The sequence below is a fragment of the Flavobacterium tyrosinilyticum genome, from assembly GCF_023656565.1.
Lineage (GTDB): Bacteria > Bacteroidota > Bacteroidia > Flavobacteriales > Flavobacteriaceae > Flavobacterium > Flavobacterium tyrosinilyticum.
The window spans coordinates 1387485-1412792 of the sequence record NZ_JAMOKG010000002.1 but is presented as its reverse complement, the minus strand read 5'-3'; the positions used below and the strand labels follow the sequence as shown (position 1 = coordinate 1412792).

The 25308-nt window shown below is 32.7% G+C and carries 22 protein-coding genes; 4 read left to right on the top strand and 18 right to left on the bottom strand.

The genetic code is table 11. The features are described 5' to 3' along the window. Positions 1-7: 7 nt before the first annotated feature. Together leuB and NCC77_RS13925 are read right to left on the bottom strand one after the other, a co-directional pair. Positions 8-1126, bottom strand: coding sequence for a 3-isopropylmalate dehydrogenase (gene leuB / locus NCC77_RS13930; protein ID WP_250836111.1), 1119 nt, complete (start codon positions 1124-1126; stop codon positions 8-10). A 60-nt stretch (positions 1127-1186) separates the two neighbouring features. Beyond that, positions 1187-2362, bottom strand: coding sequence for a 2-isopropylmalate synthase (locus NCC77_RS13925; protein ID WP_095929340.1), 1176 nt, complete (start codon positions 2360-2362; stop codon positions 1187-1189). 155 nt (positions 2363-2517) lie between these two features. On the opposite strand from NCC77_RS13925, the gene NCC77_RS13920 reads away from it, so the two are divergent. Continuing rightward, positions 2518-4062: a hypothetical protein gene (locus NCC77_RS13920; protein WP_250836110.1), complete on the top strand. Its 1545-nt coding sequence runs from the start codon at positions 2518-2520 to the stop codon at positions 4060-4062. A 300-nt stretch (positions 4063-4362) separates the two neighbouring features. On the opposite strand, the gene NCC77_RS13915 is transcribed toward NCC77_RS13920, so the two are convergent. After that, a complete protein-coding gene (locus tag NCC77_RS13915; protein WP_250836109.1) occupies positions 4363-6018 on the bottom strand; it encodes a M1 family metallopeptidase in 1656 nt (551 codons plus the stop codon). Between the two features lie 166 nt (positions 6019-6184). On the opposite strand from NCC77_RS13915, the gene NCC77_RS13910 reads away from it, so the two are divergent. After that, positions 6185-6883, top strand: a complete 699-nt coding sequence (locus NCC77_RS13910) for a carbohydrate-binding family 9-like protein (RefSeq protein WP_250836108.1) — start codon at positions 6185-6187, stop codon at positions 6881-6883. On the opposite strand, the gene NCC77_RS13905 is transcribed toward NCC77_RS13910, so the two are convergent. The 11 genes from NCC77_RS13905 to NCC77_RS13855 all read right to left on the bottom strand — a co-directional run bounded on the left by NCC77_RS13905 (position 6884) and on the right by NCC77_RS13855 (position 17785). Next, the gene (locus tag NCC77_RS13905) at positions 6884-7483 is read right to left on the bottom strand and encodes a hypothetical protein (RefSeq protein ID WP_250836107.1); all 600 of its coding nucleotides are present in this window, start codon (positions 7481-7483) and stop codon (positions 6884-6886) included. A gap of 162 nt (positions 7484-7645) precedes the next feature. Beyond that, entirely contained in the window at positions 7646-8245 is a 600-nt protein-coding gene (gene hisIE / locus NCC77_RS13900; protein ID WP_349306052.1) for a bifunctional phosphoribosyl-AMP cyclohydrolase/phosphoribosyl-ATP diphosphatase HisIE, read from the bottom strand. Positions 8246-8326: 81 nt separating this feature from the next. Beyond that, positions 8327-9082, bottom strand: coding sequence for an imidazole glycerol phosphate synthase subunit HisF (gene hisF / locus NCC77_RS13895; protein ID WP_250836105.1), 756 nt, complete (start codon positions 9080-9082; stop codon positions 8327-8329). A gap of 104 nt (positions 9083-9186) precedes the next feature. Further along, on the bottom strand, positions 9187-9912 hold the full coding sequence (hisA, locus tag NCC77_RS13890; RefSeq protein WP_250836104.1) for a 1-(5-phosphoribosyl)-5-[(5-phosphoribosylamino)methylideneamino]imidazole-4-carboxamide isomerase: 726 nt from the start codon (positions 9910-9912) through the stop codon (positions 9187-9189). A gap of 128 nt (positions 9913-10040) precedes the next feature. Next, on the bottom strand, positions 10041-10622 hold the full coding sequence (hisH, locus tag NCC77_RS13885) for an imidazole glycerol phosphate synthase subunit HisH (RefSeq protein ID WP_250836103.1): 582 nt from the start codon (positions 10620-10622) through the stop codon (positions 10041-10043). Between the two features lie 96 nt (positions 10623-10718). Further along, positions 10719-11855, bottom strand: a complete 1137-nt coding sequence (gene hisB, locus NCC77_RS13880) for a bifunctional histidinol-phosphatase/imidazoleglycerol-phosphate dehydratase HisB (protein WP_250836102.1) — start codon at positions 11853-11855, stop codon at positions 10719-10721. A gap of 151 nt (positions 11856-12006) precedes the next feature. Further along, positions 12007-13056: a histidinol-phosphate transaminase gene (gene hisC / locus NCC77_RS13875; RefSeq protein ID WP_250836101.1), complete on the bottom strand. Its 1050-nt coding sequence runs from the start codon at positions 13054-13056 to the stop codon at positions 12007-12009. Between the two features lie 84 nt (positions 13057-13140). After that, the gene (gene hisD / locus NCC77_RS13870) at positions 13141-14439 is read right to left on the bottom strand and encodes a histidinol dehydrogenase (RefSeq protein ID WP_250836100.1); all 1299 of its coding nucleotides are present in this window, start codon (positions 14437-14439) and stop codon (positions 13141-13143) included. 109 nt (positions 14440-14548) lie between these two features. Then, a complete protein-coding gene (gene hisG, locus NCC77_RS13865) occupies positions 14549-15406 on the bottom strand; it encodes an ATP phosphoribosyltransferase (RefSeq protein ID WP_095929293.1) in 858 nt (285 codons plus the stop codon). A 311-nt stretch (positions 15407-15717) separates the two neighbouring features. Next, the gene (locus tag NCC77_RS13860; protein WP_250836099.1) at positions 15718-17118 is read right to left on the bottom strand and encodes a sensor histidine kinase; all 1401 of its coding nucleotides are present in this window, start codon (positions 17116-17118) and stop codon (positions 15718-15720) included. A 4-nt stretch (positions 17119-17122) separates the two neighbouring features. Then, the gene (locus tag NCC77_RS13855; protein ID WP_250836098.1) at positions 17123-17785 is read right to left on the bottom strand and encodes a response regulator transcription factor; all 663 of its coding nucleotides are present in this window, start codon (positions 17783-17785) and stop codon (positions 17123-17125) included. Positions 17786-17985: 200 nt separating this feature from the next. Between NCC77_RS13855 and NCC77_RS13850 the strand changes: the two genes are divergently transcribed. Continuing rightward, positions 17986-20121 (top strand): LTA synthase family protein, encoded by a 2136-nt coding sequence (locus NCC77_RS13850; RefSeq protein ID WP_250836097.1) that lies wholly within the window; start codon positions 17986-17988, stop codon positions 20119-20121. A gap of 77 nt (positions 20122-20198) precedes the next feature. On the opposite strand, the gene NCC77_RS13845 is transcribed toward NCC77_RS13850, so the two are convergent. Further along, positions 20199-21197, bottom strand: coding sequence for a zinc dependent phospholipase C family protein (locus NCC77_RS13845; protein ID WP_250836096.1), 999 nt, complete (start codon positions 21195-21197; stop codon positions 20199-20201). 325 nt (positions 21198-21522) lie between these two features. Here NCC77_RS13845 and NCC77_RS13840 point away from each other — a divergent pair, with 325 nt between their 5' ends. After that, positions 21523-22323 carry a hypothetical protein gene (locus tag NCC77_RS13840; RefSeq protein ID WP_250836095.1) on the top strand — a complete coding sequence of 267 codons (801 nt, stop codon included), beginning with the start codon at positions 21523-21525 and terminating at the stop codon, positions 22321-22323. Between the two features lie 154 nt (positions 22324-22477). Here NCC77_RS13840 and NCC77_RS13835 read toward each other — a convergent pair whose 3' ends face one another. The 3 genes from NCC77_RS13835 to NCC77_RS13825 all read right to left on the bottom strand — a co-directional run bounded on the left by NCC77_RS13835 (position 22478) and on the right by NCC77_RS13825 (position 25269). Further along, positions 22478-23443 (bottom strand): YeiH family protein, encoded by a 966-nt coding sequence (locus NCC77_RS13835; protein WP_250836094.1) that lies wholly within the window; start codon positions 23441-23443, stop codon positions 22478-22480. A 75-nt stretch (positions 23444-23518) separates the two neighbouring features. Further along, a complete protein-coding gene (locus NCC77_RS13830; RefSeq protein WP_250836093.1) occupies positions 23519-24415 on the bottom strand; it encodes a LysR family transcriptional regulator in 897 nt (298 codons plus the stop codon). 2 nt (positions 24416-24417) lie between these two features. Beyond that, the gene (locus tag NCC77_RS13825; protein WP_432442323.1) at positions 24418-25269 is read right to left on the bottom strand and encodes a BRO-N domain-containing protein; all 852 of its coding nucleotides are present in this window, start codon (positions 25267-25269) and stop codon (positions 24418-24420) included. Positions 25270-25308: the final 39 nt, after the last annotated feature.

Here is a 25308-nt window from a genome sequence, read left to right as displayed (position 1 = left end):
AAAAATATTAAACAATTGTAGATTGTCCAATACTTACATTATCATTATTGAAATACAGCAAATCATCTTTGCTGAAAATAAAATTAGAAACGAACTCTCCTACTTCGTTTGTTCCAAATTTTGAATCTGGTTTCAAATCAACAGTAACCACTTTGTATTCAATTGCTTTTTCTACAGCTTTGTAGATTACATGGGCTTCTTTAGTTAATCCAAAATGTTCTAACAAAAGCGCTGCCGCTAAAATCGAAGCAATAGGATTGGCGATGTTTTTTCCTTTTGCCTGCGGATATGATCCGTGAATTGGCTCAAACAAGGCATTTTTTTCTCCTAGAGATACTGATGGTAATAAACCGATAGATCCTGTAATTACACTAGCTTCATCCGACAAAATATCTCCGAACAAGTTCTCAGTCAAAATCACATCAAATTGTTTCGGATTTAAAATCAGCTGCATCGCTGCATTATCCACAAACAAGAAATCAAGTTTAACATCTGGATAATCTTCGCTCACTTTCTGAACTACTTTTCTCCACAATCTTGAAGTCTCCAAAACATTTGCCTTATCTACCATTGTTAGCTTTTTGCGTCGTTTTTGTGCCGACTTAAAAGCTAAATGTGCAATTCTAGTAATTTCTTCTTCTGAATATTCACATAAATCTGAAGCGTGTGTTCCTTCTTCATTTAGCGTTTTTGTACCAAAATAAGCTCCACCTGTCAATTCTCTAAAAATGGTAAAATCAGCTCCTTCAATAATTTCTCTCTTTAAAGGAGAAGCTTCAATTAAGGCTTTATAAGGTTTTATAGGACGAATATTAGCAAACAATCCTAATTCTTTTCGCAGTTTTAATAATCCTTGCTCCGGACGAACCTTTGCATTTGGGTTGTTATCGTATTTCGGATCTCCAATCGCACCAAGCAAAACTGCATCTGTATTTAAACAGAGATTCAGCGTTTGTTCCGGCAAAGGACTTCCCGTTTTATCAATAGCAACCGCTCCCATCAGCGCTTCCTCAAAAACAAATTCATGATTATACACTTCGCCAATGGCGTACAAAGCTTTCTTAGCTTGTAAAATTACTTCAGGTCCAATTCCATCTCCTGGTAAAACTGCTATTTTTAAATTCATAATCTCTCGCTCTTTATGTCTTTAAATCCTTATTGTTCCTTAAATTCTTATTTTGAAATATTAACTTCTGATTAATTCTCCTTCTATTTTAGAAGCTTCGATAATCTGATGAATATCTGCGTCTACGACTTCTTTTTTAATGTCAGCGAATTTCAAAAATTCGATATAAACGATATCTAATTGTGTTTTTGTCAATTCGTAACCTACTTTTTTAGCACGGTAAGCCAAAGCAGCTCTTCCGCTTCTTGCTGTTAAAATGATTGAAGATTCATTAACACCCACATCTAGCGGATCCATAATCTCGTAAGTTGCTCTATTTTTGATAACACCATCTTGGTGAATTCCAGAACTGTGTGCAAAAGCATTTGCTCCAACAATCGCTTTATTTGGCTGTACAATCATTCCCATACTTTCAGAAACCAAACGACTCATTTCGTTCAATTCTCTTGTATTGATGTTTGTATCTAAATTTAAGTAAGGATGCTGTTTGAAAATCATTACCACTTCTTCAAGTGCCGTATTTCCTGCTCTTTCACCAATACCATTAATAGTACATTCTATTTGTCTCGCTCCATTGATAGCTCCTGCAATTGAGTTTGCAGTTGCCATTCCTAAATCATTATGACAGTGACATGAAAGGATTACGTTTTCGATTCCTTTTACGTTTTCTTTTAAGTATTTAATTTTTGCTCCGTATTCTTCTGGAAGACAGTATCCAGTAGTATCAGGAATATTCAATACAGTTGCTCCGGATTTAATAACTTCTTCACAAACCTTAGCTAAGAACGCATTATCTGTTCTACCTGCATCTTCTGCGTAGAATTCTACATCTTCTACATAAGATTTAGCATGCGCTACAGCAAATTTTGCTCTTGCAATAATATCTTCAGGCGTAGTTTGTAGTTTGTGGAGTATATGAGATTCTGAAGTTCCGATTCCAGTATGGATTCTTGGTTTCTTAGCGTGCTTTAAAGCAGCTGCTGCAACATCAATGTCGTTTTTTACGGCTCTTGTAAGTCCGCAGACGGTTGCATTTTCTACAATTTTACAAATCTCAGAGACCGATAAAAAATCGCCTGGACTTGACACAGGAAAGCCTGCTTCGATAATGTCAACTCCCATTTTGTCTAGTCGTTCTGCGATAACTAATTTTTGCTTAGTATCTAACTTACATCCTGGAACTTGTTCACCATCTCGCAATGTGGTGTCAAAAATTTGAACTTTCTCTCTATTCATATTCATTAATTTAATGTAATTTCACATCTTGATAACAAATATATATTGTACTATTACAGTATGAAATTCATTTTAATGAAATTATACTGTTCATAAAACGTTTTATCTCATACTAAACAACTCATAACCAATAAGTTATATTATTATTTTTTACAATGGCTAACCATCAAAAAGATTTCTTATTTGTTCTAATCAAATCACTTTCGAAATCAGAAAAAAGGCAGTTTAAAATTTTTGCAAGCCGATTAGAAACGAGTTCAAACACAAAATTTATCGAATTATTCAATATTTTAGATAAATCTGAAGTTTACGATGAAAAACTCATTCTTAAAAGTGGTATTATCCAAAAAGTACAGTTATCTAATTTAAAATCATACTTATACAAACAGATTCTAGTCAGTATAAGGTTAAATATTCCTAGCCAGAACATTCGTTATCAGCTTCGAGAGCAAATGGATTTTGCCGTTATTCTATATAATAAAGGATTATACAAGCAGAGTTTAAAAATTCTAGACAAGACCAAACAGCAAGCTTTAGAAAATGACGAAAAATATATGGCGTATGAAATTGTTGAATTCGAAAAACTAATCGAATCGCAATATATTACCCGAAGTATTCAAGGGCGCGCTGACGAATTGGTTGTTCAGGCGAAAGAATTGAACTACCGAAATACGATTTCAAGTAAATTATCCAACTTATCGCTTCAGCTATACGGCATCATGCTAAAAACGGGTTACGTAAAGAGTGATGAGGAATATAAATATATAGACGATTATTTTAACAGACATATAGCAAAACTAGACGAAAGCAAGTTTGGTTTCCGCGAAAAATACTGGTTTTATAATGCTAATCTTTGGCGAAGCTTTCTGGTACAGGATTTCTTGGCGAGTTATAAATTTGCCTATAAATGGGTTCAGCTTTTTTATGATAATCCAAATATGATTTATCTGAATCCTGTGTTTTTCTTAAAAGGAAACCACTATTTTCTGGAATCGCTTTATATGCTGAAATATACCTCGAATTTCAAGAGATATTTGAATCTTTTAGAAGAAACCATTGCAGACCCTAAGTTTCCTTCAAATGATAATCTTGCTTCCTTGTCTTTCTTATATGTATACAACAATAAATTAAATCTGCATATTTTAGAAGGTACTTTCGCGGAAAGCGAATATTTAATTCCTGAGATTTTAAATAAACTGAAAGTACACAGCGAGCATCTTGACGAGCATCACGAAATGTTGTTTTTTTATAAAATTGCTTCTATTTATTTTGGTAACGAAAAATACAATGAATGCATTAATTACTTAGATAAAATCATCAACAACAAAAACTTGACCATGCGCGAAGATTTAATGTGCTTTGCAAGATTATTGTCTCTGATTGCACATTATGAGCTTGGAAAAGATTATTATTTAGAAAATCATTTGAAAAGCACGTATAAGTTCTTATTGAAAATGAACGACTTGCACGAAGTTCAAAAAGAGATTATCAAGTTTTTAAGAAACCTAAACAACTTCTACCCTGCTGATATAAAAAAGGAATTCAAAAAAATGCATACTCGTTTCGTAGAACTTGAAAAGAACACTTACGAAAAAAGAGCTTTCTTATATCTGGATATTATTTCTTGGCTAGAAAGTAAAATCGAAAACAGAAAAATTGCCGATATTATAAAGGAGAAAGCGAAATTGAACAACAGATAAATGTTTTAAATTCCAATAAAGAAATTCCAAATTCCAATCAAAAGGGTTGAAAAACAAAGTTTTTCAACCCTTTTTGTCATCCTGAGAAACGAAGGATCGCACTCGTAAATCAACAAAGATTGGAGAATTACCTTTCGATAGTTTCTAGTGTGATCCTTCGTTCCTCAGGATGACATACTAAATGCTAAAAACAACAAACCCGACAGTTTTTTAAAATCTGTCGGGTTAATAACCATAAAAAAAATCCCAAACTCCGATAATTGGAATTTGGGATTTTATATATTGAAAATTTTAAAAAAACTATTCGACTATATTAGAAGTTGTTACATAGAAATCTTTATCTACTTCTACTTTTCTGTCTTCGCTTGTTGTTTTTACTGATTGCCATTCTGTGGTTGGTTTCAGCCAAGTTTCAACACCGTTTAATTTTACTCTTACTGGCATATCAAATTTAGAAACACAGTTTGTCCAGTGGTAACCGAAAGTTCCGTTTTTAAACATATATTCAAAAACTGGAATTTGAGTTGTAGTTAAATATTGTGCAAAAACCCTGTTGAAGTTAATTCCAGATTGCTCATTAATATAATCCTGAATCTGTTTCCCAGTAACCGTTTGATGATAGAAAGTCTTATTCATACCTCTTAAAATCGATTTCCATTTTGCATCATCATTGATTACCTGACGAATCATATGCAGCATCGAAGCTCCTTTTGGATACATATCGCCAGAACCTTCATTATTTACATCATAATGTCCGATAATTGGAATATCATTTTGAATGTTTTTTCTACAGCCAATTACATATTCTGCTCCAGCTTCTTTTCCGTAATAGTATTCAACAAATAAACTTTCAGAATAGTTTGTAAAACTTTCATGAACCCACATATCAGCGATATCTTTGTAGGTAATATTATTAGCGTACCATTCGTGCCCAGATTCGTGAATAATAATAAAATCAAACTTTAATCCCCATCCTGTTCCACTCAAATCACGACCTAAATAACCATTTTTATATTGATTTCCGTATGTTACAGAACTTTGGTGCTCCATTCCTAAATAAGGAACTTCAACCAATTTGTAGCTGTCTTCGTAGAACGGATATGGTCCGAACCAGCTTTCAAAAGCTTTCAGCATTTTTGGAGCATCTTTAAACTGCTCTTTTGCTAAAGCTAGATTATCTTTTAAAACATAATAATTGCAGTCTAAGTTTCCTTTTTCGCCTTTAAAAACCTCAGAAAAATTAACATAATCACCAATATTGATGTTTACACCATAATTATTAATCGGATTTGCAACATACCAATTAAACGTTTTTGTTCCGTCTTTTTCTTTTTTAACGCTCTGTAACCTTCCGTTTGAAACCTCTGTTAAGTCTCCTGGAACATTTACGCTAATCAACATATTCTCCACTTCATCGTACATATGATCTTTACATGGCCACCAAACGCTCGCGCCTAAACCTTGACAAGATGTCGCAATAAAATCTTTTCCGTTTTTATCTTTTTTCCAAGAGAAACCACCATCCCAAGGAGCTCTAACAGCTTCTTTAGGTTTTCCTTCAAAGAAAACTACGATTTCTTTTACTGCACCAACTTTTTGCTTTTCTATTAAAGTAATAAAGAAAGCATTTCCATTTCTTTCAAATTTTAAATCTTTACCATTCTGAGTCACTTTAGTAATATTCATTGGCTCCTGTAAATCGATCTGCATACGATTGTTCTCTGTTAAAACAGTATAACGAACAGTATTTGAACCCGAAATAAATTTTTCTGAAGGCTTAACCTTTACGTCAAGATGATAATATTTTAAATCCCACCAAGCTCTTTCTTTTGTGATGCTTCCGCGTAAAGTATCCTGATGTGTAAAAACGGTTTCTGACTTATTTAAAAGTCCCTGAGCATTGGCAGTAAAACCAACCAAAAAGGCGATAAAAATGCCACTAAAGTATTTTTTCATTATTTATAAATTTGTACGAAATAAAGGATTTAAATCAGTTTATTTTCAACAAATGTAAACATTCATATCTAGTATTTTAAAATTTTATGATTTCCGGCAGAAAAAAAAATCACTTACTTCAATTAATCTTCTCTATTTTAGTGGTTTTAAAATACTAGAATCATATATGAGATTTGGCACAATACTTTCGTCTTTACTGGCAATAATTGCAACTACTGTTAATTCACAAAATATCCTCATTCATAAAACGAATAAAAAAATAAAAATCGACGGTGATTTAACCGATTGGAAAACGCCTTTTCTTGGCCCTTTTGTAATTCATAATACAGGAGAAAGCGCCACTCAAAAAACCTTCGTCTCACTTTCTTGGAATAATAAAAACCTTTACATCGCTTACAACTGCACTGATTCTAAAATTGTTGGAACGCTACAAGCAAAAGATTCGCAGATTTTTCAAACAGACGATTTAGCTGAAATTTTTCTTGATCCAGACGGAGACAGCCAAAACTATATTGAAATTGGAGTAAACGCATTTTCTACAAAATATGATTTACTTTTAAAATGCATTTCAGATGAATGTGGCGGATGGAATACCTCAATGGATTTTGACATTAAAGGTTTAGAAACTGTCGGTAAAATCGATAAAGAAGGATATACTGTAGAAATAAAAATTCCTTTTTCTAGTCTTAGAAAAATTAAAAATGGCGGTTTCTCAAAACCTAAAGTCGGAACTAAATGGAAAGGAAATGCTTTTAGAATTGATTACGGTAACACAACCGAATATCTTGCTTTACAGGCTTATAATAGTTTAAAGTTTGGATTTCATCAACCGCAAGAATTTGCTGTTTTTGAGTTTGTGAAGTAATTATATAACGGGAAAAAATTGTACTTCTGTTGGCTTAAAATATTCTGCATCCTCAACTAAAAACTTAAAAGCCGTATTAGTTTTTGTCATTTTATAAACTTCAAAAATAGACTTGTTGCGTACAAAATGAGCATTTTGATAAAATCTATCATTAAAATTTCCATAAAATGCATACGTTTCCAAAAACATAGAAATCCCTTTCTTTAGAATTGTAGGATTTACAAAAGCTTTGGGTAAGAATATATCGAGAAAAGCATTATTATCTACATACAGCTCTCCAGTACTTTCATTAATTGGATAAAAATTTCCATATGGAGATCTTTCCAAAAATAAAATCATTCTCTGTCCTTTTTTTAATTCTTTATTTCTTGGATCACATAACCATTCTTTCCAGATTGCTATATTAATTTTTGAGCTCGATTTCCCTTTTATGAACTCACTTATCGTGAACTCATATTCATTTTTAGAAACTTTAGAAATAGTTCCGTCAACAATCAAAACAGCTTTAGAAATAACCAACGAATATGGCATTACATTTTTCTTAAAGCCATAATTTAAACTCGGAACCAAAAGCAAAAACAAGTATAGAACTAATCGCATAAATATATTATTTAATACTAAAATACTATATTTTTTTGTTATAAAAGATAATACAAACATAGCCCGCGGTTTCAACCGCGGGAGGACATACAATATAGCAATACGTTTCCCGCGGTTGAAACCGCGGGCTATATCATATAGATGCTACGGAATTATTTTAAACTATTTTTGACGTTTCTTCAAAACTTCCACAACATCATTCAATTGATATCCTTTTGCTTGAAGCAGAATCAAATAATGAAACAATAAATCAGCGCTTTCGCTAAGGAACAAATCATCATTATCATCTTTAGCTTCAATAACGACTTCTACAGCTTCCTCGCCAACTTTTTGAGCAATTTTATTGATTCCTTTTTCAAATAGAGAAGCGACATAACTTTTCTCAGAATCAGCATTTTCTCTTCTGGTTTTGATTGTGTTTTCTAACTGAGAAATAAAACCGTAATTAGCATCATTTGGCTCTTGCCAACAAGTATCTGCTCCTGTGTGACAAGTAGGTCCAACTGGTTTCGCCTGAATTAAAAGCGTATCGCCATCACAGTCATTTTTAATGCTTACTAAGTTTAAAAAGTTACCACTTTCCTCGCCTTTCGTCCAAAGTCTTTGTTTTGAACGGCTAAAAAAAGTTACTTTTTGTGTTTCTATTGTTTTTTGAAGCGATTCTTCATTCATATAACCTAGCATCAAAACATTTTTTGTTTCTGCATCCTGAATAATCGCCGGAATCAATCCGTGTGCGCTTTTGATATCGATGTCCATAATTATTTTAGATTTTTGATTTCAGATTTTAGATTCTCAAAACTGAAATTGATTTTTTTATTTATTGATTGAAATTTGGATTTTTTATAACCTTACTTCAATACCATTATTCTTAAGTTCTTGTTTCAAAGCTTTGATTTCGATTTCCTTAAAGTGAAAAACGCTTGCCGCTAAAGCTGCATCAGCTTTTCCTTCTTTGAAAGAATCAACAAAATGCTGTATATTTCCAGCACCTCCCGAAGCAATAATCGGAATATTTACTAGTTCTGAAAGTTTAGCCAAAGCTTCATTTGCAAATCCGTTTTTAGTTCCGTCATTATCCATCGATGTGAACAAAATTTCTCCAGCACCACGTTCTGCAACTTCCACAGCCCAATCGAATAAATTTAATTCAGTTGGAACTTTTCCGCCAACCAAATGTACAATCCATTGTCCGTCAATTTGTTTGGCATCGATTGCCACAACAACGCACTGGCTTCCAAATTTCTGAGCCAAATCATTAATCAATTGCGGATTTTTTACCGCCGATGAATTAATTGAAACTTTATCTGCTCCGTTATTCAACAGAATATCAACATCTTCTACAGATGAAATTCCGCCGCCAACTGTAAACGGAATATTGATTTTCTCCGCAACGCTTCGCACCATATACACAAGTGTCTTGCGTCTCTCTTCTGTTGCCGAAATATCTAAGAAGACCAACTCATCTGCTCCTTCTCTTGAATAAATTTCAGCTAATTCAACAGGATCTCCAGCATCGCGCAAATCGACGAAATTAACGCCTTTTACGGTTCTTCCGTTTTTTATATCTAAGCAAGGTATTATTCTTTTTGCAAGCATTTTTTTTTGTTGTTTCACAGAGATTCACAAAGATTTCACAGAGATTCGCAAAGATTTTTTTTGTGAATCTTTGTGTTTTACTTTGTGCATCTTTGCGAAATAATCTATTTATTTAAAATATAATTTTCTAACTGTTTCAAGCTAATTCTCCCTTCGTAAATCGCTTTTCCAATTATGGTTCCTTCGCAGCCTAATTCAGCTAATTTAGGCAATTCGTCAAAAGTTGAAATTCCGCCAGAAGCGATTAGTTTCACTCCTTTAGCTTCTGCTAAAATTTTACTGTATAAATCAAAACTTGGACCTTGAAGCATTCCGTCTTTGGCAATATCGGTACAAATAACATACTGAATTCCTTTTGATTGATAATCTTGAATAAATGGCACTAAATCTTCATTAGATTCTTCTAACCAGCCAGAAACTGCTATTTTTTCATCTTTTGCATCAGCTCCTAAAATAATTTTATCAGAACCGTATTCTGAAATCCATTTTTCGAAAATAGCTCTATTTTTTACCGCGATACTTCCGCCCGTAATTTGATTTGCACCGCTTTCAAAAGCAATTCTTAAATCGTCATCCGATTTTAATCCACCTCCGAAATCAATTTTTAAACTCGTTTGATTGGCAATTTGTTCCAATATCTTATAATTGACAATTTTGCTCGATTTTGCACCGTCAAGATCAACTAAATGCAAATATTCAATTCCGTGTGCTTCAAATGATTTCGCTACTTCAAGCGGATTTTCATTGTAAATTATTTTAGTATCATAATCACCTTTGGATAAACGAACGCATTTTCCTTCAATGATATCTATGGCTGGTATTATTCTCATGTTTTGATATTTTAGATTTTAGAGTTCAGATTTTAGATTCTCTAAAAATTGATATTTTGATTGAAATTGATTTTTGATATTGATTTTCAATTGGAATTTGGAATTTAAGAGATTGGAATTTCAAAATTTTACATTTTTAAAAAATTTCCTAGAATCTTTTCGCCAACATCACCGCTTTTTTCTGGGTGAAATTGAGTTCCGTAAAAATTATCTTTCTGCAAAGCCGATGCATATTCAACGTCGTAATTTGTTGTAGCAATAGCTTCATCACAATTTGGCGCATAAAAACTGTGAACCAAATACATGAATTCATTTTCAGAAATACCTTTAAACAAATCGGTTTTTAAATCATAAATCTGATTCCATCCCATTTGTGGTACTTTTACGTTGTTTGAAAATTTCAAAACATCAACATCAAAAATCCCTAAACCTTCTGTATTTCCTTCTTCTGTTTTGTTGCACATCAATTGCATTCCAAGACAAATTCCTAAAACAGGCTGTTTCAATTCTGGAATCAAACCATCCAAACCACTTTCACGAAGTTTTGCCATCGCTGAACTCGCTTCGCCCACGCCCGGGAAAATCACTTTATCGGCCGATTTAATTTCGTCCGGATCATTACTCAAAACTGCCTTAAATCCCAATCTTTCAATAGCAAACATAATGCTCTGAATATTTCCTGCTCCGTAATTTATAATTACTATTTTCATTTTGTTTTTTTGTTTGTTTTGTTTCAAGTTTAAAGTTTCAGGTTTCACGTTCTGTTGAGCAACTTGAAACTTTAAACCTGAAACTTGAAACAAATTTTAAAGCATTCCTTTCGTTGAAGGCAAAATCATCTTTTCGGTATCTCTTTTTACGGCTACTTTTATTGCTTTCGCGAAAGCTTTAAAGATCGCTTCGATTTTATGATGTTCATTGATTCCTTCTGCTTTGATATTTAAGTTGGCTTTTGCACCGTCTGTAAACGATTTAAAGAAGTGATAGAACATTTCTGTTGGCATTTTACCTACCATTTCGCGTTTAAACTCAGTTTCCCAGATTAACCAATTTCTTCCTCCAAAGTCAATTGCTGCTTGTGCTAGACAATCATCCATAGGAAGACAGAATCCGTAACGCTCAATTCCTAATTTATTTCCTAACGCTTTGGCGAAAACTTCTCCTAATGCAATTGCAGTATCTTCGATAGTATGGTGTTCATCAACTTCTAAATCTCCTTTTACAGTAATTTCTAAGTCCATTTGACCGTGACGTGAGATTTGATCTAACATGTGATCAAAAAAGGCAATTCCAGTATCGATTTTGCTTTTTCCTGTTCCGTCAAGATTCAGATTTATGTAAATATCCGTTTCGTTTGTTTTACGCGTAATAGAAGCAGAACGCGCTTCTAATTTCAGGAATTCATAAATCTTCTTCCAATCCATTGATTGCAAAACGATTGTATCATTTAATTCTTCTCGTTTAGATGAAATTTCATTACTTCCAGCTCCATCTGTATCATTCATGAAAATGGCTTTTGCGCCAAGGTTTTTAGCCAATTCCACATCCGTTAAACGATCTCCTAAAACAAAAGAATTAGCCAAATCATATTCGGGATTGTTCAAATATTTAGTCAGCATTCCAGTTCTTGGTTTGCGGGTTGGCGCGTTCTCTTCTGGAAAAGTTCTGTCTACGAAGATTTCATCAAAAATAACTCCCTCGTTTTCAAAAGCTTTTAGAATAAAATTCTGCGTTGGCCAAAAAGTATCTTCAGGAAAACTATCCGTTCCTAAACCGTCTTGATTGGTTACCATTGCCAATTCGTAATCTAATTCATTAGCAATTTTAGCCAGATATTGAAACGCTTTCGGATAAAACTCTAGTTTATCTAAGCTATCTAATTGTAAATTTTCAGGTTCTAAAACAATCGTTCCATCACGATCGATAAAAAGTACTTTTTTCATAATATTTTTGTTCTGCCACAGATTTTACAGATTAATATGATTTTTTAGTCACGAATTCACGAATTTCTCTAATTTAATTTGTGTAATTCGTAGCTAAAAATCACGCACAGAAAGAAATCATTTTAATCATTATAATCTGTGGCTAATATTTTTATTTCAATAGTTTCAATTCTCTAATTACAACAGCATTTTCTTCTTTCGTTCCAATTGTAAAACGAAGACAATTTTCGCATAAAGGCTGTGTTGTTCTGTTTCTGATAACGATTCCTTTTTCAATTAATTGATCGTACCTTTTGTTAGCATCATCTACTTTTGCTAAAATAAAATTAGCTTCCGTTGGATATACTTTTTCAAAAAAACTTACTTCAAGTAAAACTTTAAGCAATTCTTCTCTTTGTTCAATAATAGAAGCTATTTCTTGTTTTATTTTATCAGAATCTTTCAAACGTTCTTTCGCTCTTTGCTGCGTCAATTCGTTTACATTGTAAGGCGGTTTAATTTTATTTAAAACCGAAATCACAGCTTCAGATGCATAACAGATTCCCAAACGAATTCCAGCCAAACCATACGCTTTTGAAAGCGTTTGTGTAATCACTAAATTTGGATATTCGTCAATTTCCGTTAGCCAGCTTTCTTTGTCTGAGAAGTCAATGTAAGCTTCGTCAATAATAACTAGACCTTTAAAGTTTTGCAACAATTTCACGACACTTTCATCTGAAAATGAATTCCCTGTCGGATTGTTTGGCGAACATAAAAAGATAATTTTGGTATTCTCATCAACCGCTTCTAGAATCTTTTCAACTTGAGGCTGAAAATCTTCCGATAGAAGAACTTCTCTGTTTTCAACAGCATTAATATTCGCTAAAACGCCATACATTCCGTATGTTGGAGGAAGAGATATAATATTGTCTTTACTAGGTTCGCAGAAAGCTCTAAAAAGCAAGTCTAAAACTTCGTCACTACCATTTCCTAATAAAATCTGATTTTGTTTTACTAAATTATTCTTAGCCAAAATAGCTTTAACTGAATTCTGCTGTGGATCCGGATAACGGTTTACGCCATTTTGAAACGGATTTTCATTGGCATCCAAAAAAATCATTTCGGCTGTATCAAAATCTTCAAACTCATCTCTTGCAGACGAATATGGTTTTAAAGATTTTACGTTTTCACGTGTTATTGTATTTATATCGAACGTATTCATTTTCTAAGTTTTGTTCCTGCAAGGTTTCAAAAACCTTGTAGGTATTATTTATTGGTAGTTATAAATTCTAAAATCTATTTAAACCTACGAGGTTTTGGAAACCTCGCAGGACTGCAGACGCAAGGTCACAGCATTTTTATGCGCCTGTAACCCTTCGGCTTCAGCCATAACTTCAATTGCTTTCCCGATATTTAGAATTCCTTCTTTGGTAATTTTCTGAAAAGTCATCGATTTCATAAAACTATCCAGATTTACACCGCTGTAATTCTTTGCATAACCATTGGTTGGCAAAGTATGATTCGTTCCTGAAGCATAGTCTCCGGCACTTTCAGGCGTGTAATTTCCAATAAAAACAGAACCTGCATTTACGATACCGTTACAGTAGAAATCATCATATTCAGAACAGATTATAAAGTGCTCTGGCCCATATTCGTTAATTAAATCTAAAGCGATTTGGTCGTTTTCCACATAAATCAATTTCGAATTTTCGATCGCTTTCTCTGCAATAGTTTTTCTTGGAAGCGCTTCTAACTGAGATTGCACTTCTTTCTCTACTTCTACAATTAGTTTTTTTGAAGTCGAAACTAAAATCACTTGGCTATCCGTTCCGTGCTCTGCTTGAGATAACAAATCTGAAGCTACAAAAGCAGGAACCGCTGTATCATCAGCAACAATCAATAATTCTGAAGGCCCTGCCGGCATGTCAATTGCAACTCCAAATTGCGTTGCCAATTGTTTTGCTACCGTTACAAATTGATTTCCTGGTCCAAAAATTTTGTATACTTTAGGGATTGACTGGGTTCCCAAAGTCATTCCTGCAATCGCCTGAATTCCTCCAACTTTTAGAATTTTAGTTACTCCGCATAAATTCGCTGCATATAAAATTGCTGGATTAATTTTGCCTCTTTTATCTGGTGGAGAACACAATACAATTTCTTTACAACCCGCAATTTCAGCAGGAACCGCCAACATTAAAACAGTAGAAAACAAAGGCGCTGTTCCTCCAGGAATGTATAAACCAATTTTTTGGATTGGTCTTTTCTCTTGCCAGCAATTTACTCCTTCAATTGTTTCAACTTCAACTCTTTCTGTTTTCTGAGCGTTGTGGAATTTATAGATATTTTCTTTTGCTAATTCAATAGCTTCTTTCAATTCATTCGGAATCAAACTAATTGCTTCAGTTATTTCTTCTTCTGAAACTTCATAATTGTCTTGTGAAATTCCATCAAAAATCGAAGTGTATTTTGCTACAGCTTCATCTCCTTTTCTTTGTACTTCTTTGAAGATTTCTTTTACTGTAATTTCAATATCATCAACGGTTTTGGTTGGCCTTTTTAATATTTCTGACCAGATTTCTGGTTTTGGATTATCTATTTTATTCATAATATTTTCAATATTAAATTCCAAATTTCTAAAATCCCAAATTCCAATTCTTTATTTTAAAAATCAACGCTAAGCTTGGAATTTGGAATTTAAAAATTGAAATTTCTTTTTATAGTACCATTTTCTCAATTGGACAAACTAAAATTCCTTCTGCTCCAACTTCTTTTAGCTGGTCGATCACATCCCAGAAAGTGTCTTTATCGATTACAGAGTGAACACTACTCCAACCTTCTTGAGCCAAAGGAAGAACCGTTAAACTTCTCAAAACGGGAAGGATTTTTCCAACCGCTTCGATTTTATCGTTTGGAACGTTCATTAGGATATATTTCGAATTTCTAGCTCTTAAAACCGCTTGAATTCTAAATTTTAAAGTATCAATGTGTTTTTGAATTTCCGGAGAAACTTTTGGAGAAACTGCCAAAACCGCTTCGCTTTTTAAGATTACTTCAACTTCTTTTAAATTGTTTTTAAAAAGTGTGCTTCCGCTTGAAACGATATCTACAATTGCATCTGCAAGTCCAATATTTGGCGCAATTTCCACCGAACCAGAAATTTGGTGAATATCTACCTTTATACCAAATTTACTGAAATATTCGTTAACTGTGTTTGGATAAGAAGTTGCAATACGAAGATTGGCTAAATCTTGAACCGAATTGTATTCGAAAGTTTTAGGCACTGCAACCGAAACTTTGCATTTTGAGAAGCCAAGTTTCTGAACCACTTCGATTCCTTTTCCTTTTTCTACCAAAAGATTGTCGCCAACGATTGCTAAATCTACCACTCCATCAATTAAATACTGTGGAATGTCTGAATTTCTAAGGTATAAAACTTCAAGAGGAAAGTTTGAAGCTTCTGCTTTTAACTGATCGATTCCGTTGTTGATTGAAATACCGCAGTCTTTTAGAATTTGGATACTGTCTTCGTTTAAACGACCCGATTTTTGAATTGCAATTTTTAAAGTACTCATTTTTTTAGTTGTTTGTTGAATTAATAGTTTGAGTACAAAGAGAGTTAGAATTAAAAAACCCGTTTGATGTACTCAAACGGGTTTTAAAATATGAAGATTTACACGCATATCATTAACACATCGCTTGAGAGCAATAATGTAAATGATGATGATGTAATTGAATTGAAATCATGATTGGTTTGTTTTTTACTTCTTTGATTCGGTTGCAAATATACTAGATAAAATAATTAAAAAGCAATTTTTATTTTAACTTAACGCCAGTTTATTGTTAAAAATCGTTTTCTACAGCATTTTGCTTGATGAATTTAAAATTACTTTAACGAATTATCATATTCTTCAAAAACCAATAATACCTTGGTTCCTTTTCCGATTTCGCTTTCAATTTTAAATTTAATCTGAAGCAGATCGGTCATTCGTTTTACAATAAACAAACCAAGCCCTGTTCCTTTTATTTCAGAATGATTTAAGGAATCTGATCTAAAAAATGGATTTAAAATAGATTCTAGATCTTTCTTTGCAATTCCAATTCCTTGATCTGAAATAGTGCACGAAATTTTTTGATTTTCTCTTGATAATGAAATTCTAATTTCACTATTCGGTTTAGAATACTTAACAGCATTTGAAATGATATTTCGAAGAATAGTTACTATTAAATAATTATCAGAATAAATATAAAATTCTTCTTGAGCATCCAAAATCACATTTATTTGTCCGGACTTTATTTTCTCTGTATTTAATGTCAGCACGTCCAAAACTACCGCGTTCAGATAAACATTTTCTTTTAAAATGTTCTGTTTTTGATTCTCAAAACGAGCCATCATAAGCAACTGATCTACAAGAGAATTTAAATGGTCAACCTCATTAATACAATAATTTATTTTTTCTTCATATTCCTTGTTGTCACGAGGTTTACGAATAAGCACTTCAAGTGTTCCTTTAATTACAGTTAAAGGCGTTCTTAATTCATGCGAAGCATCAGATGTGAACTGTTTTTCTCGTTCGATCGCGTCTTCAATTCGGTTCAACAAATTATTAATTGTTTTCGAAAGCGTGAACAATTCATCCCTTGTTTTTGGCAACGGAATTCTTGCTTTCAGATTGTCTTTCGTAATAATCTTTGAAGTTTGAATAATATTATTTATTGGCTTAATACTTCGCCCTGCATAAAATCTTGCTAGAAAAAATAAAATCAAAAGAATGATGGGAAAGGCAATCAATAAAGTATCCATCAGATTATCCAAAACTTTTGAAGAATCAGAAAGTGACATCGCAATAATCAAATAACCCACTTTTTTAGATTGCACATGGAGCGGAACTTGTATCTGGCGAATTTTATTGCCTAATAATTTCGTATCAAAAGGATGAAAAAGCTCTTTCTTAATATGAAAAAAAAGTTTCTCATTTTTTAAATTAGGTGATTTTTCGATAATTTTTTTGTTCAAATCCAAAAACTGAACAAAAATAGGGTTTACATCTACTGAATTATGTTCTCTTTCCTCCCATTCTTCAGTATCCATAAAAATTACAGTCCCTTTTTCTATTCGTAATTCTTTAAAATGGTCCTGAACTTCTATGTTTAAATTCTCGTCGATATGATTGTAAACGGTGAGTCTTACAATAAAATAAATAGCAGAAAAGACTACCAAAACTAGCAATCCTGTTCCTACTATATAATTTAATGCAATTCTATTTCTAAAGGATAATGAAGTCATTTTATTAATCATTGGCGATATATCCAATGCCACGGATAGTTTTTATATAATCTTCTTCAATTTTAAGATTGAGTTTTTTTCTAATTGCATTCATAAAAACATCAATAACACCCGTGTCGTATTCAAAGTTGATTTCCCAAACATCTCTCAAAATCTGATTTCTTGTGCAGACTTTTCCTTTATGCTGAATTAAATAGGCCAATAATTCGAACTCTCGTTGTGTAAGCGATATTTCTTCGTTGCCTTTTAAAACAATATGTCTGGCCAAATCCATCGTAATGTTTCCCAGAGTCAAGGTTTCAGTTTGCTGTTTATTTCTAAAGTGGACTTTAACTCGCTCAACCAATTCTTCGAAGCTAAATGGTTTTTTGATATAATCGTTTGCTCCAGCTTTTAATCCTTCTATAGTTTCCTGAACCGTATCTTTTGCAGTCAAAAAAATAATTGGAGTAGTATGATCTTTAATCCTGATTGCCTTACAAAGATCTAAACCATTGATTTTTGGCAACATCCAATCTAAAAGAATCAAGTCAAATTTTTGTTCCTGAACCAGTTCAAAACCTTTAGAACCATCGGCTGCGGTTGTAATTTGATAACCTTCTTCCTGCAAACCTTGTTTTAGAAATTGGACAATTCCTACTTCGTCTTCAACTATTAAAATATGCATTTACCGTATCTGATTAAAATTTGAATTTCATTTTTTCAATTCAAAGATAGAAAATTTAGCACTGAGAAATAATTGAATATCCCAATAAATGAAGAAAACCAGTATCTTAAGCAAACTTTAAGTTAACGTTAAGTAAGGTAAAAGTGGAACTTAATCTGGCATTAATCAATCGAAAGTAATTTTGTAAAAAAATAAATCTGATGATTTTTTCAAAAAAGCTTTCTCCTTTTTACAATCTTTCTTTACTGTATTTCATTGTAAGTTTTACATTAAGAATTATACTATTATTTCATCCCATCACCCAAAGTTCGTTTACCTTTTCTGAGAGTTTAAAAATCTTCTCATTGGGCTTAGTATCAGACTTTTTCGTCTTTTCTATAGCTCTGGCTTTCTTGTGGTTGTATCTTATTTTTATTTCAAATTCAAAATATAATAAACCGTACGGATATATTATACTAGTCGCTTTTTTGGCACTATTACTATATATCGCTTCCGGAAAAAGTATTTTTGACGAATATGGAGGCGCTTTGCCTAGAATCGTTTTGATTTTCGTTTCGATAAAAACACTTCTTTTTGCGCTTTTTCTTTTCTTGCCAAAACACAGAGATAAGATAAGATTCTGGCTTTTTTCTTTTGTAGTTTTTCTTTATGTTTTGCTTATTCTACAAAACGCAATAAGTGAATTTTTCTTCTGGAATGAGTTTGGTGTAAAATACAATTTCATCGCTGTCAATTACCTGATTTACACCAATGAAGTAATTGGAAACATTATGCAGTCTTATCCTGTAGTTCCTATTTTCTCTGCTTTATTTATTATCACTGGAATTATTACGTTTTTTATCATAAAAAAATCAAGAAACTATATTGACAAGATTCCTAGCTTCAATGAAAAATTAAAAATTACAGCCATTTACGGCATTTTATTTGTTTTTTCTTTATTGGCGATTCCTAGTTTAGCTAAAACAGAAAACTCTAAAAACATATTTGTTAATGAGCTGCAATCGAATGGTATTTATAAGTTCTATTTGGCTTTTCAGAACAATAAATTAGATTATTTTAAATTTTACAAAACGATTCCAAACGAAAAAGCTTTTGCAATTCTAAAGCAAGAAATGCCCACTATTTCAGGGAAAAATACTTTACATGAAATAAAAGAGGATTCGCTCGAACAACGTAAAAATGTAGTTTTAATTACGATTGAAAGTTTAAGTGCCGATTTCATGAAAATGTACGGAAACGAGCAAAATATTACGCCATTTTTGGACAGTCTTGCTCAAAAAAGCCTGCTGTTTACAAATGTGTATGCGGCCGGAAACAGAACTGTACGTGGTTTAGAAGCCGTGACTTTATGTCTTCCTCCAACAGCTGGAGAAAGCGTTGTAAAAAGAGAGGACAATAAAAACAAATTTTCGACTGGATCTGTCTTTCTTCAAAAAGGTTACAATGTGAAATTTATGTACGGCGGAGATGCGTTTTTTGATAATATGCAGGATTTCTATACTGGAAATGGTTATCAAATTATTGACAAATCTAGTTTTGCCGAAAATGAAGTTACTTTTTCTAATGTTTGGGGAGTTTGTGATGAAGATATGTACAACAAAGCGATTAAAGTTATGAATGCTGAAGCGAAGGAGAATAAGCCTTTTTTCAATCATATTATGACAGTAAGCAATCACAGGCCTTTTACTTATCCAAATAATAAAATCGACATTCCTGGAAATATTAAATCGCGTGATGGCGGCGTAAAATATACCGATTATGCTTTAAACCAATTCTTTAAGCAAGCTCAAAAACAGCCTTGGTTTAAAAATACGGTTTTTGTAATTGTTGCCGATCACTGTGCTTCGAGCGCTGGAAAAACAGAACTTCCGTTAGATAAATACAGAATTCCAGCTTTAATATATACCCCAGATATGAAGCCTGAAAAATATACTAAATTGATGTCTCAAATAGATGTTATGCCAACATTATTCGGATTGCTGAATTTTGATTATGAAAGCAAATTCTTTGGATGTGATGTTTTCAAACCAGATTATCAGCCAAGAGCTTTTATTGCTACCTATCAGGATTTAGGATTAATAAAAGACAATGTTTTGACTATTTTATCTCCAAAACAACAGATAAAACAGTTTCAATTAAAACTTAATAGCAAAGCTGGCATTTCTACCGAATTCCAAATTCATTATGATGAAATACCATTAAAAATTGAAAACAAGAATCTGGTCAACGAAACTATTTCTTATTACCAATCAGCTTCTTATGTACTGAAAGAGAAAGAATATCAGTTTAAAGATTTAGCCAATAAGAATAAAAAATTATACGCAAACATTCGTTAATGTAAGCAATCAAAAAAGCCGCAAATTCTATAATTTGCGGCTTTTTTTCTATTTCAATAGGAACTTGAAACAAAAACTTAATCGTTTTGATTTTTCATTCCAAACAAATCTCCTTTTTGGAACATTTTCAAATCATCCTGTAAAAATTGATAGTTTCTTTGAGTCACAGCTGGCGCATCTAAATCGCTCAAATCTGGTTTTCCAGCATTTATCCAAGCCGTATACCAGAAACTTGCAGTTGCTGCAATAGCTTTCTTCATTTGGCTTTCAACCATTCCGTTCAATTGTTCGTGCAGTTTTTTAGCATAGTCATCAGAGAAAACAGCTGTATTGTATTTCGTTTTCAATACATTTCCTTCAGCATCCATTTTAAACACTTTGTCTTGCGGAGTTGCCACTCTTAGTTTTTTATCGATATCCAATAAAGGCTGTGCTAAACTGTGCGTATCGTTAATCAAGTCCCAAATTGCTTTGTGAACATCTGGATAATATTGTGCTTCAGGAACATTTAATTTGTAATTTTTAACAAACAACTCTGGCAATCTGCTTTCCCATAGTGAATGAATTCCTTTTTGGTCTGTCAATTGTCCATCGTGATTTGCAGAAGTATGCAATGGCATGTGTGCATCACCCACATAATGACCTAAATCTGCCGCTAGGAATAAAATTTCAGCTTTGTTTTTTTCTTTAAAAGCTTTAGTCAGTTTTGCCATCATTTCTTCCAAATACCATGGCAAGATTCCGTTATCCGATAAGAATTTAGCATCGTATTTTTGTTTCGCTTCTTCTAATGTTTTTGGATAAGTGTCAGCAGGACCAAAGTTCTCCATATCAAAATAGTGTCTTTGACCTTCTTCTTTATAATTTAAAGCATATTTACGGATATCTGGAACCGAAGCTTCTTGTGTAATAAAATCAATGTGATTGTAGAAAAATATCTGTAATTGTTTTGGTAAAGCCATTACAGCAGCTTTGTTAATACGCTCATGGCCAACATTTCCCCATGACAGCATAATAAAGCCAATAATTAATGCGCCGAAAGCGATTAATTTTGGTCTCATTTGGATTTTTTTCATTTGTTTTTTTTATTAGAGGGAGCAAATTTAGCTTTAATTAAAGAATACGCAAAATATACTATCAATAAGATTCTACAATTTTTATTTTTTGATATTTTAAGCTTTAAAAACAGCATAAGCTTATATTAACACTAATTTTCTTTATACATTTGCTTTACTAACAAAATTCAATTTTATGCGCCATATTACCCTAAATTTATTTCTACTAATATCTACTTTTTGCTTTGCACAAGAAACTGATTTACAGCTAAAAAATGTTAGCGATACCCTATTAAACCCAAAAAGAATCCTTAAAGTTTCCGATCCGCTAAACGGTGAGAAAACAATGCAAAAACTATTTCCTGGCAATTTATATCATCTTTCTGATAAAAATAACTTTATAAGTTGGAAATGTAAATCTTGTACTCCTTCGCCTTTTCTTGATGTAAATGGCGTAGAAGGCGATCAAATGTTTCCTTATACAGAAGGCGTTGCCACAAGACTTATAGCGAATATTGATTATAGCGACTCAAAAGGAAATCAGTTTAAAATTTTAGCTTTTAATCATTCTGTTCATGACGAAGACGGACTTCAAACGGGACGTTTTTCTGGCGGATTGTTAGGCTTGGCTAAGTTTGCAAAGAATGATAATGTTTGGGAAATGAGATCTTTTCAGCCTGCAGTAGCTGCGTTTGGGGCTTTTGCGCGATGTCCGACTCCTAAATTGGTTGAAATTGGAGAAGATCAATATGCTTTCACTTTAATTCATGCAAATGGTGGTGCTGGCGGCGCTTATGAAGGCTATCTTTATCTGATTGCTGGTTTTGGCGGAAAATATCAGCCTATTCTGGAAGTCAATAATTATCAGTTAACTAACTCTTCTTTTATAGCTTGGAGAGGATCTTACAAAGTAGTCAATGACAATTCTAAGAAACATTTTAGAGATATTATCATTACCACAAAAGGAACTTATAATATAAAAGCAAGAAGCGAAGATGAATTTGACGTTACATTTCCCGAAGAAATTGCATCAATGGCCAAAACCAAAAAAGCATTTGATTTTGAGATTGAAAGACGCTATTCATTCAAAGGAAAATTTTACAAAATGATGGACAAACCAATTGTAAAATTCTCCAATGTAAAATAATAGTTTGAAAACAACTTTGAGTATAGTTTTACCGCAAAGAGCGCAAAGTTTATTTACCTAAAATTTTGAATAAAACGCAAAGTTCGCAAAGCTTTGCACAAAAAACTTTGCGAACTTTGCGTAATTCTTTGCGGTCTTTGCGGTTAAAAAAATATTAGTTCAAATAAAGAATTGATACTAAAGCGAAAACAGCAATAAAAATCCAAAGAAAAACCCCTTGAAGCAATGGCTTTACTCCTACTGCTTTTAAAGTGGCAAAGTTTAAAGTCGCTCCAATTAGGAACAAAGTTATGGTTAGACCAATTTTTGCAATGCCTACAAGATGTCCTGTAAAAATGGCTGTAGACGGAACATACGTATTCACTAGCATTGCTATAACAAACAAACCGATAAAATAAGGAATTTTAATTCTTGAATTCTTGCTTTTAAAAAGAAAAGCGGTCAAGATTGAAATTGGAATAATCCATAAAGCTCTGGCTAGTTTTACTGTCGTAGCAACTTGCAATGCTTCTGCGCCATATTTATTGGCAGCACCAACTACAGAACTTGTATCGTGAATGGCAATAGCGCACCAAAGACCGAAATCTTTTTGTGACAAATCTAATTGATGTCCGATAAACGGAAAAACGAATAAAGCAATTGAATTCAGTATAAAAATAACTCCCAAAGCAATTGAAGTCTGATTTTCGTTTGATTTGATAACGGGCGAAATAGCTGCGATTGCACTTCCTCCGCAGATTGCCGTTCCGCAAGAAATCAAGTGAGACGTTTTTTTCTCTGTTTTAAGCCATTTGCCTAACAATAATCCGAAAAGTAAGGTACTGAAGATGGAAAAAACCGTTAGAACAAATCCTTCTTTACCCGCTGAAACTGCACTATTAGCATTCATTCCAAATCCTAAACCCACTACCGAAAACTGCAGCAAAAATGTAATGGCTTTGTGATTAAATTCTACAAATGGATTTCCGAAAAGATTCACAATTAAAACGCCTAATAAAAGAGCCATTGGCGGAGAAATAATCGAAAATAAACATAAAAGAATTACGGCAAGAAAAAGGACTTGCTGTAAGGACTGATTAATTTCAAATAATTGTGCTGTAGTTTGTTCTTTTGTTTTCAAAATAAATGGGTATTGATATTATGTAGCAAAGTTCCGCCGTTTATATTGAAAACACCAATCGTAAATTGCAATTGGCTATAATTTCAAGTTATAGTGAGATGCTAAATTTTGAATAAACAGTTCAGATAATGAATCTGATTTTCCTTGTAAAGTAGCCACATAAAAATATCTTTCTATTGCTAACTTTTCTACATCCAAAACAATCAATTCATTATTTTTCAGCTCTTTGCTCACAGCATGTATAGACATAAAAGCAAAACAATCTGAGTTTAGCAAATATGATTTTATGCTTTCTGTACTTCCAAGCTGCATCTCTATTTGTAAATCTGAAAATTTCAAACCCGCTTTTTTCAATGCAAATTCTATAACTTCAAGTGTTCCAGATCCGCGTTCACGAGTTATAAATTTCATTGATTTTAAATCGTTTACCGAAATTTCATTTTGTTTTACAAAAGGATTATGGCTGTTACAAACCAAAACCAATTCGTCTTTTAAAAACGGAATGTATTTTATCGATTGATTTTTAGATTGTCCTTCTACAATTCCGATTTCGATTTCTTTATTGATTAAGGCATTTTCTATTTGTTCTGTATTTCCATTCAGCAAATTGACTTTTATATCCTTTTGCTTTTGATGAAAACTGGCTAAAACTGGAGAAATAATATATTGTGAAATTGTTGTGCTCGCTCCTAATCGCAATAAACCTTGTCGTTCTTTATTGAAAGAACTCATTTCGAAGTCTATTTCGCGATAGATATCAAAAATACTTTTAGTATATTTTAAAAGGATTTTTCCAGCTGGAGTTAAAGCGATTTTAGATCCGTTTCGCTCAAAAAGTTTGGTTTTATACGTTTCTTCTAATTCCTGAATATGCTTTGAAACCGCTGGCTGTGTAATATATAACTCTGTTGCCGCTTTAGTAAAATTAAGGCGGAGCGCAACGGTATAGAAAACTTTTAGCCTGAAGTCCATTTTTACTTTTTTCTATCTAGATCTTCTTCAATATTCTTTTGTTGTATAACATCTTTTGCATTTAACGATGTAACAACTTTTTTTCCTGTTTTTGATTCTAATTCCTTCAAAGCTACTTTTGCCACGTTACCACCTTGTCCTGCAACTACTATATTGTCTTCAAAACTTTCAGGATTAGTTGCTTTAGAAATATCTGTAGTTGATGCTTCTGCTAACATGTTTAAAATTAACTCTGTATTAGTCATGTTATCACGAAGATTTTCTTTCTTAAGCCCTTTAAGTATTTTATATTCTTTAGTTGTCTTCCCTGACCAAGCTTTAGAAATAACATCAGTTAAAGTAGCAAACTGAATTCCTTCTCTAACACCTCTATTTTTCCATTCGTTAGTCAATTCTTTTCTAACTTCTATACTTTTTAATCGTTGATTAATCCAATTTTCAGAATAACCTAAAATTAGATACTGTTCTAATGCTCTATCAATTGAAAGTTCAGGATCTTGCATTTCATCTAAACGCTCTGATGCAATTTGAGCAAGCCATAATTTAAATGGCTCTGCATTTGCTGATGGAATAGATTGGATTAAACGAAAAAGTTGTTCAGTATCTGCAACATCTGTTATTCGCATTTTTCCATCAGCAGCCTTCATTTTCAAACCGTGACAATTCGTCACAGTTTCATTTCCTTCTGCTTTTAGTCGTTGTTTCAGCTTACGCCAATAGGCAGATGGATCAACACTATCAGTTAATACAGCAACAACATCAATAATTGAAAAATACCATTTTTCTTCTTCTTGATTCCAAACGGTTCTAACTTTTTTCTCCTCAAATAACTGTATTCCTTCCATATGTTTCATACTTTATTTATATAAAACTCATTCTCGATTTATCTTCAT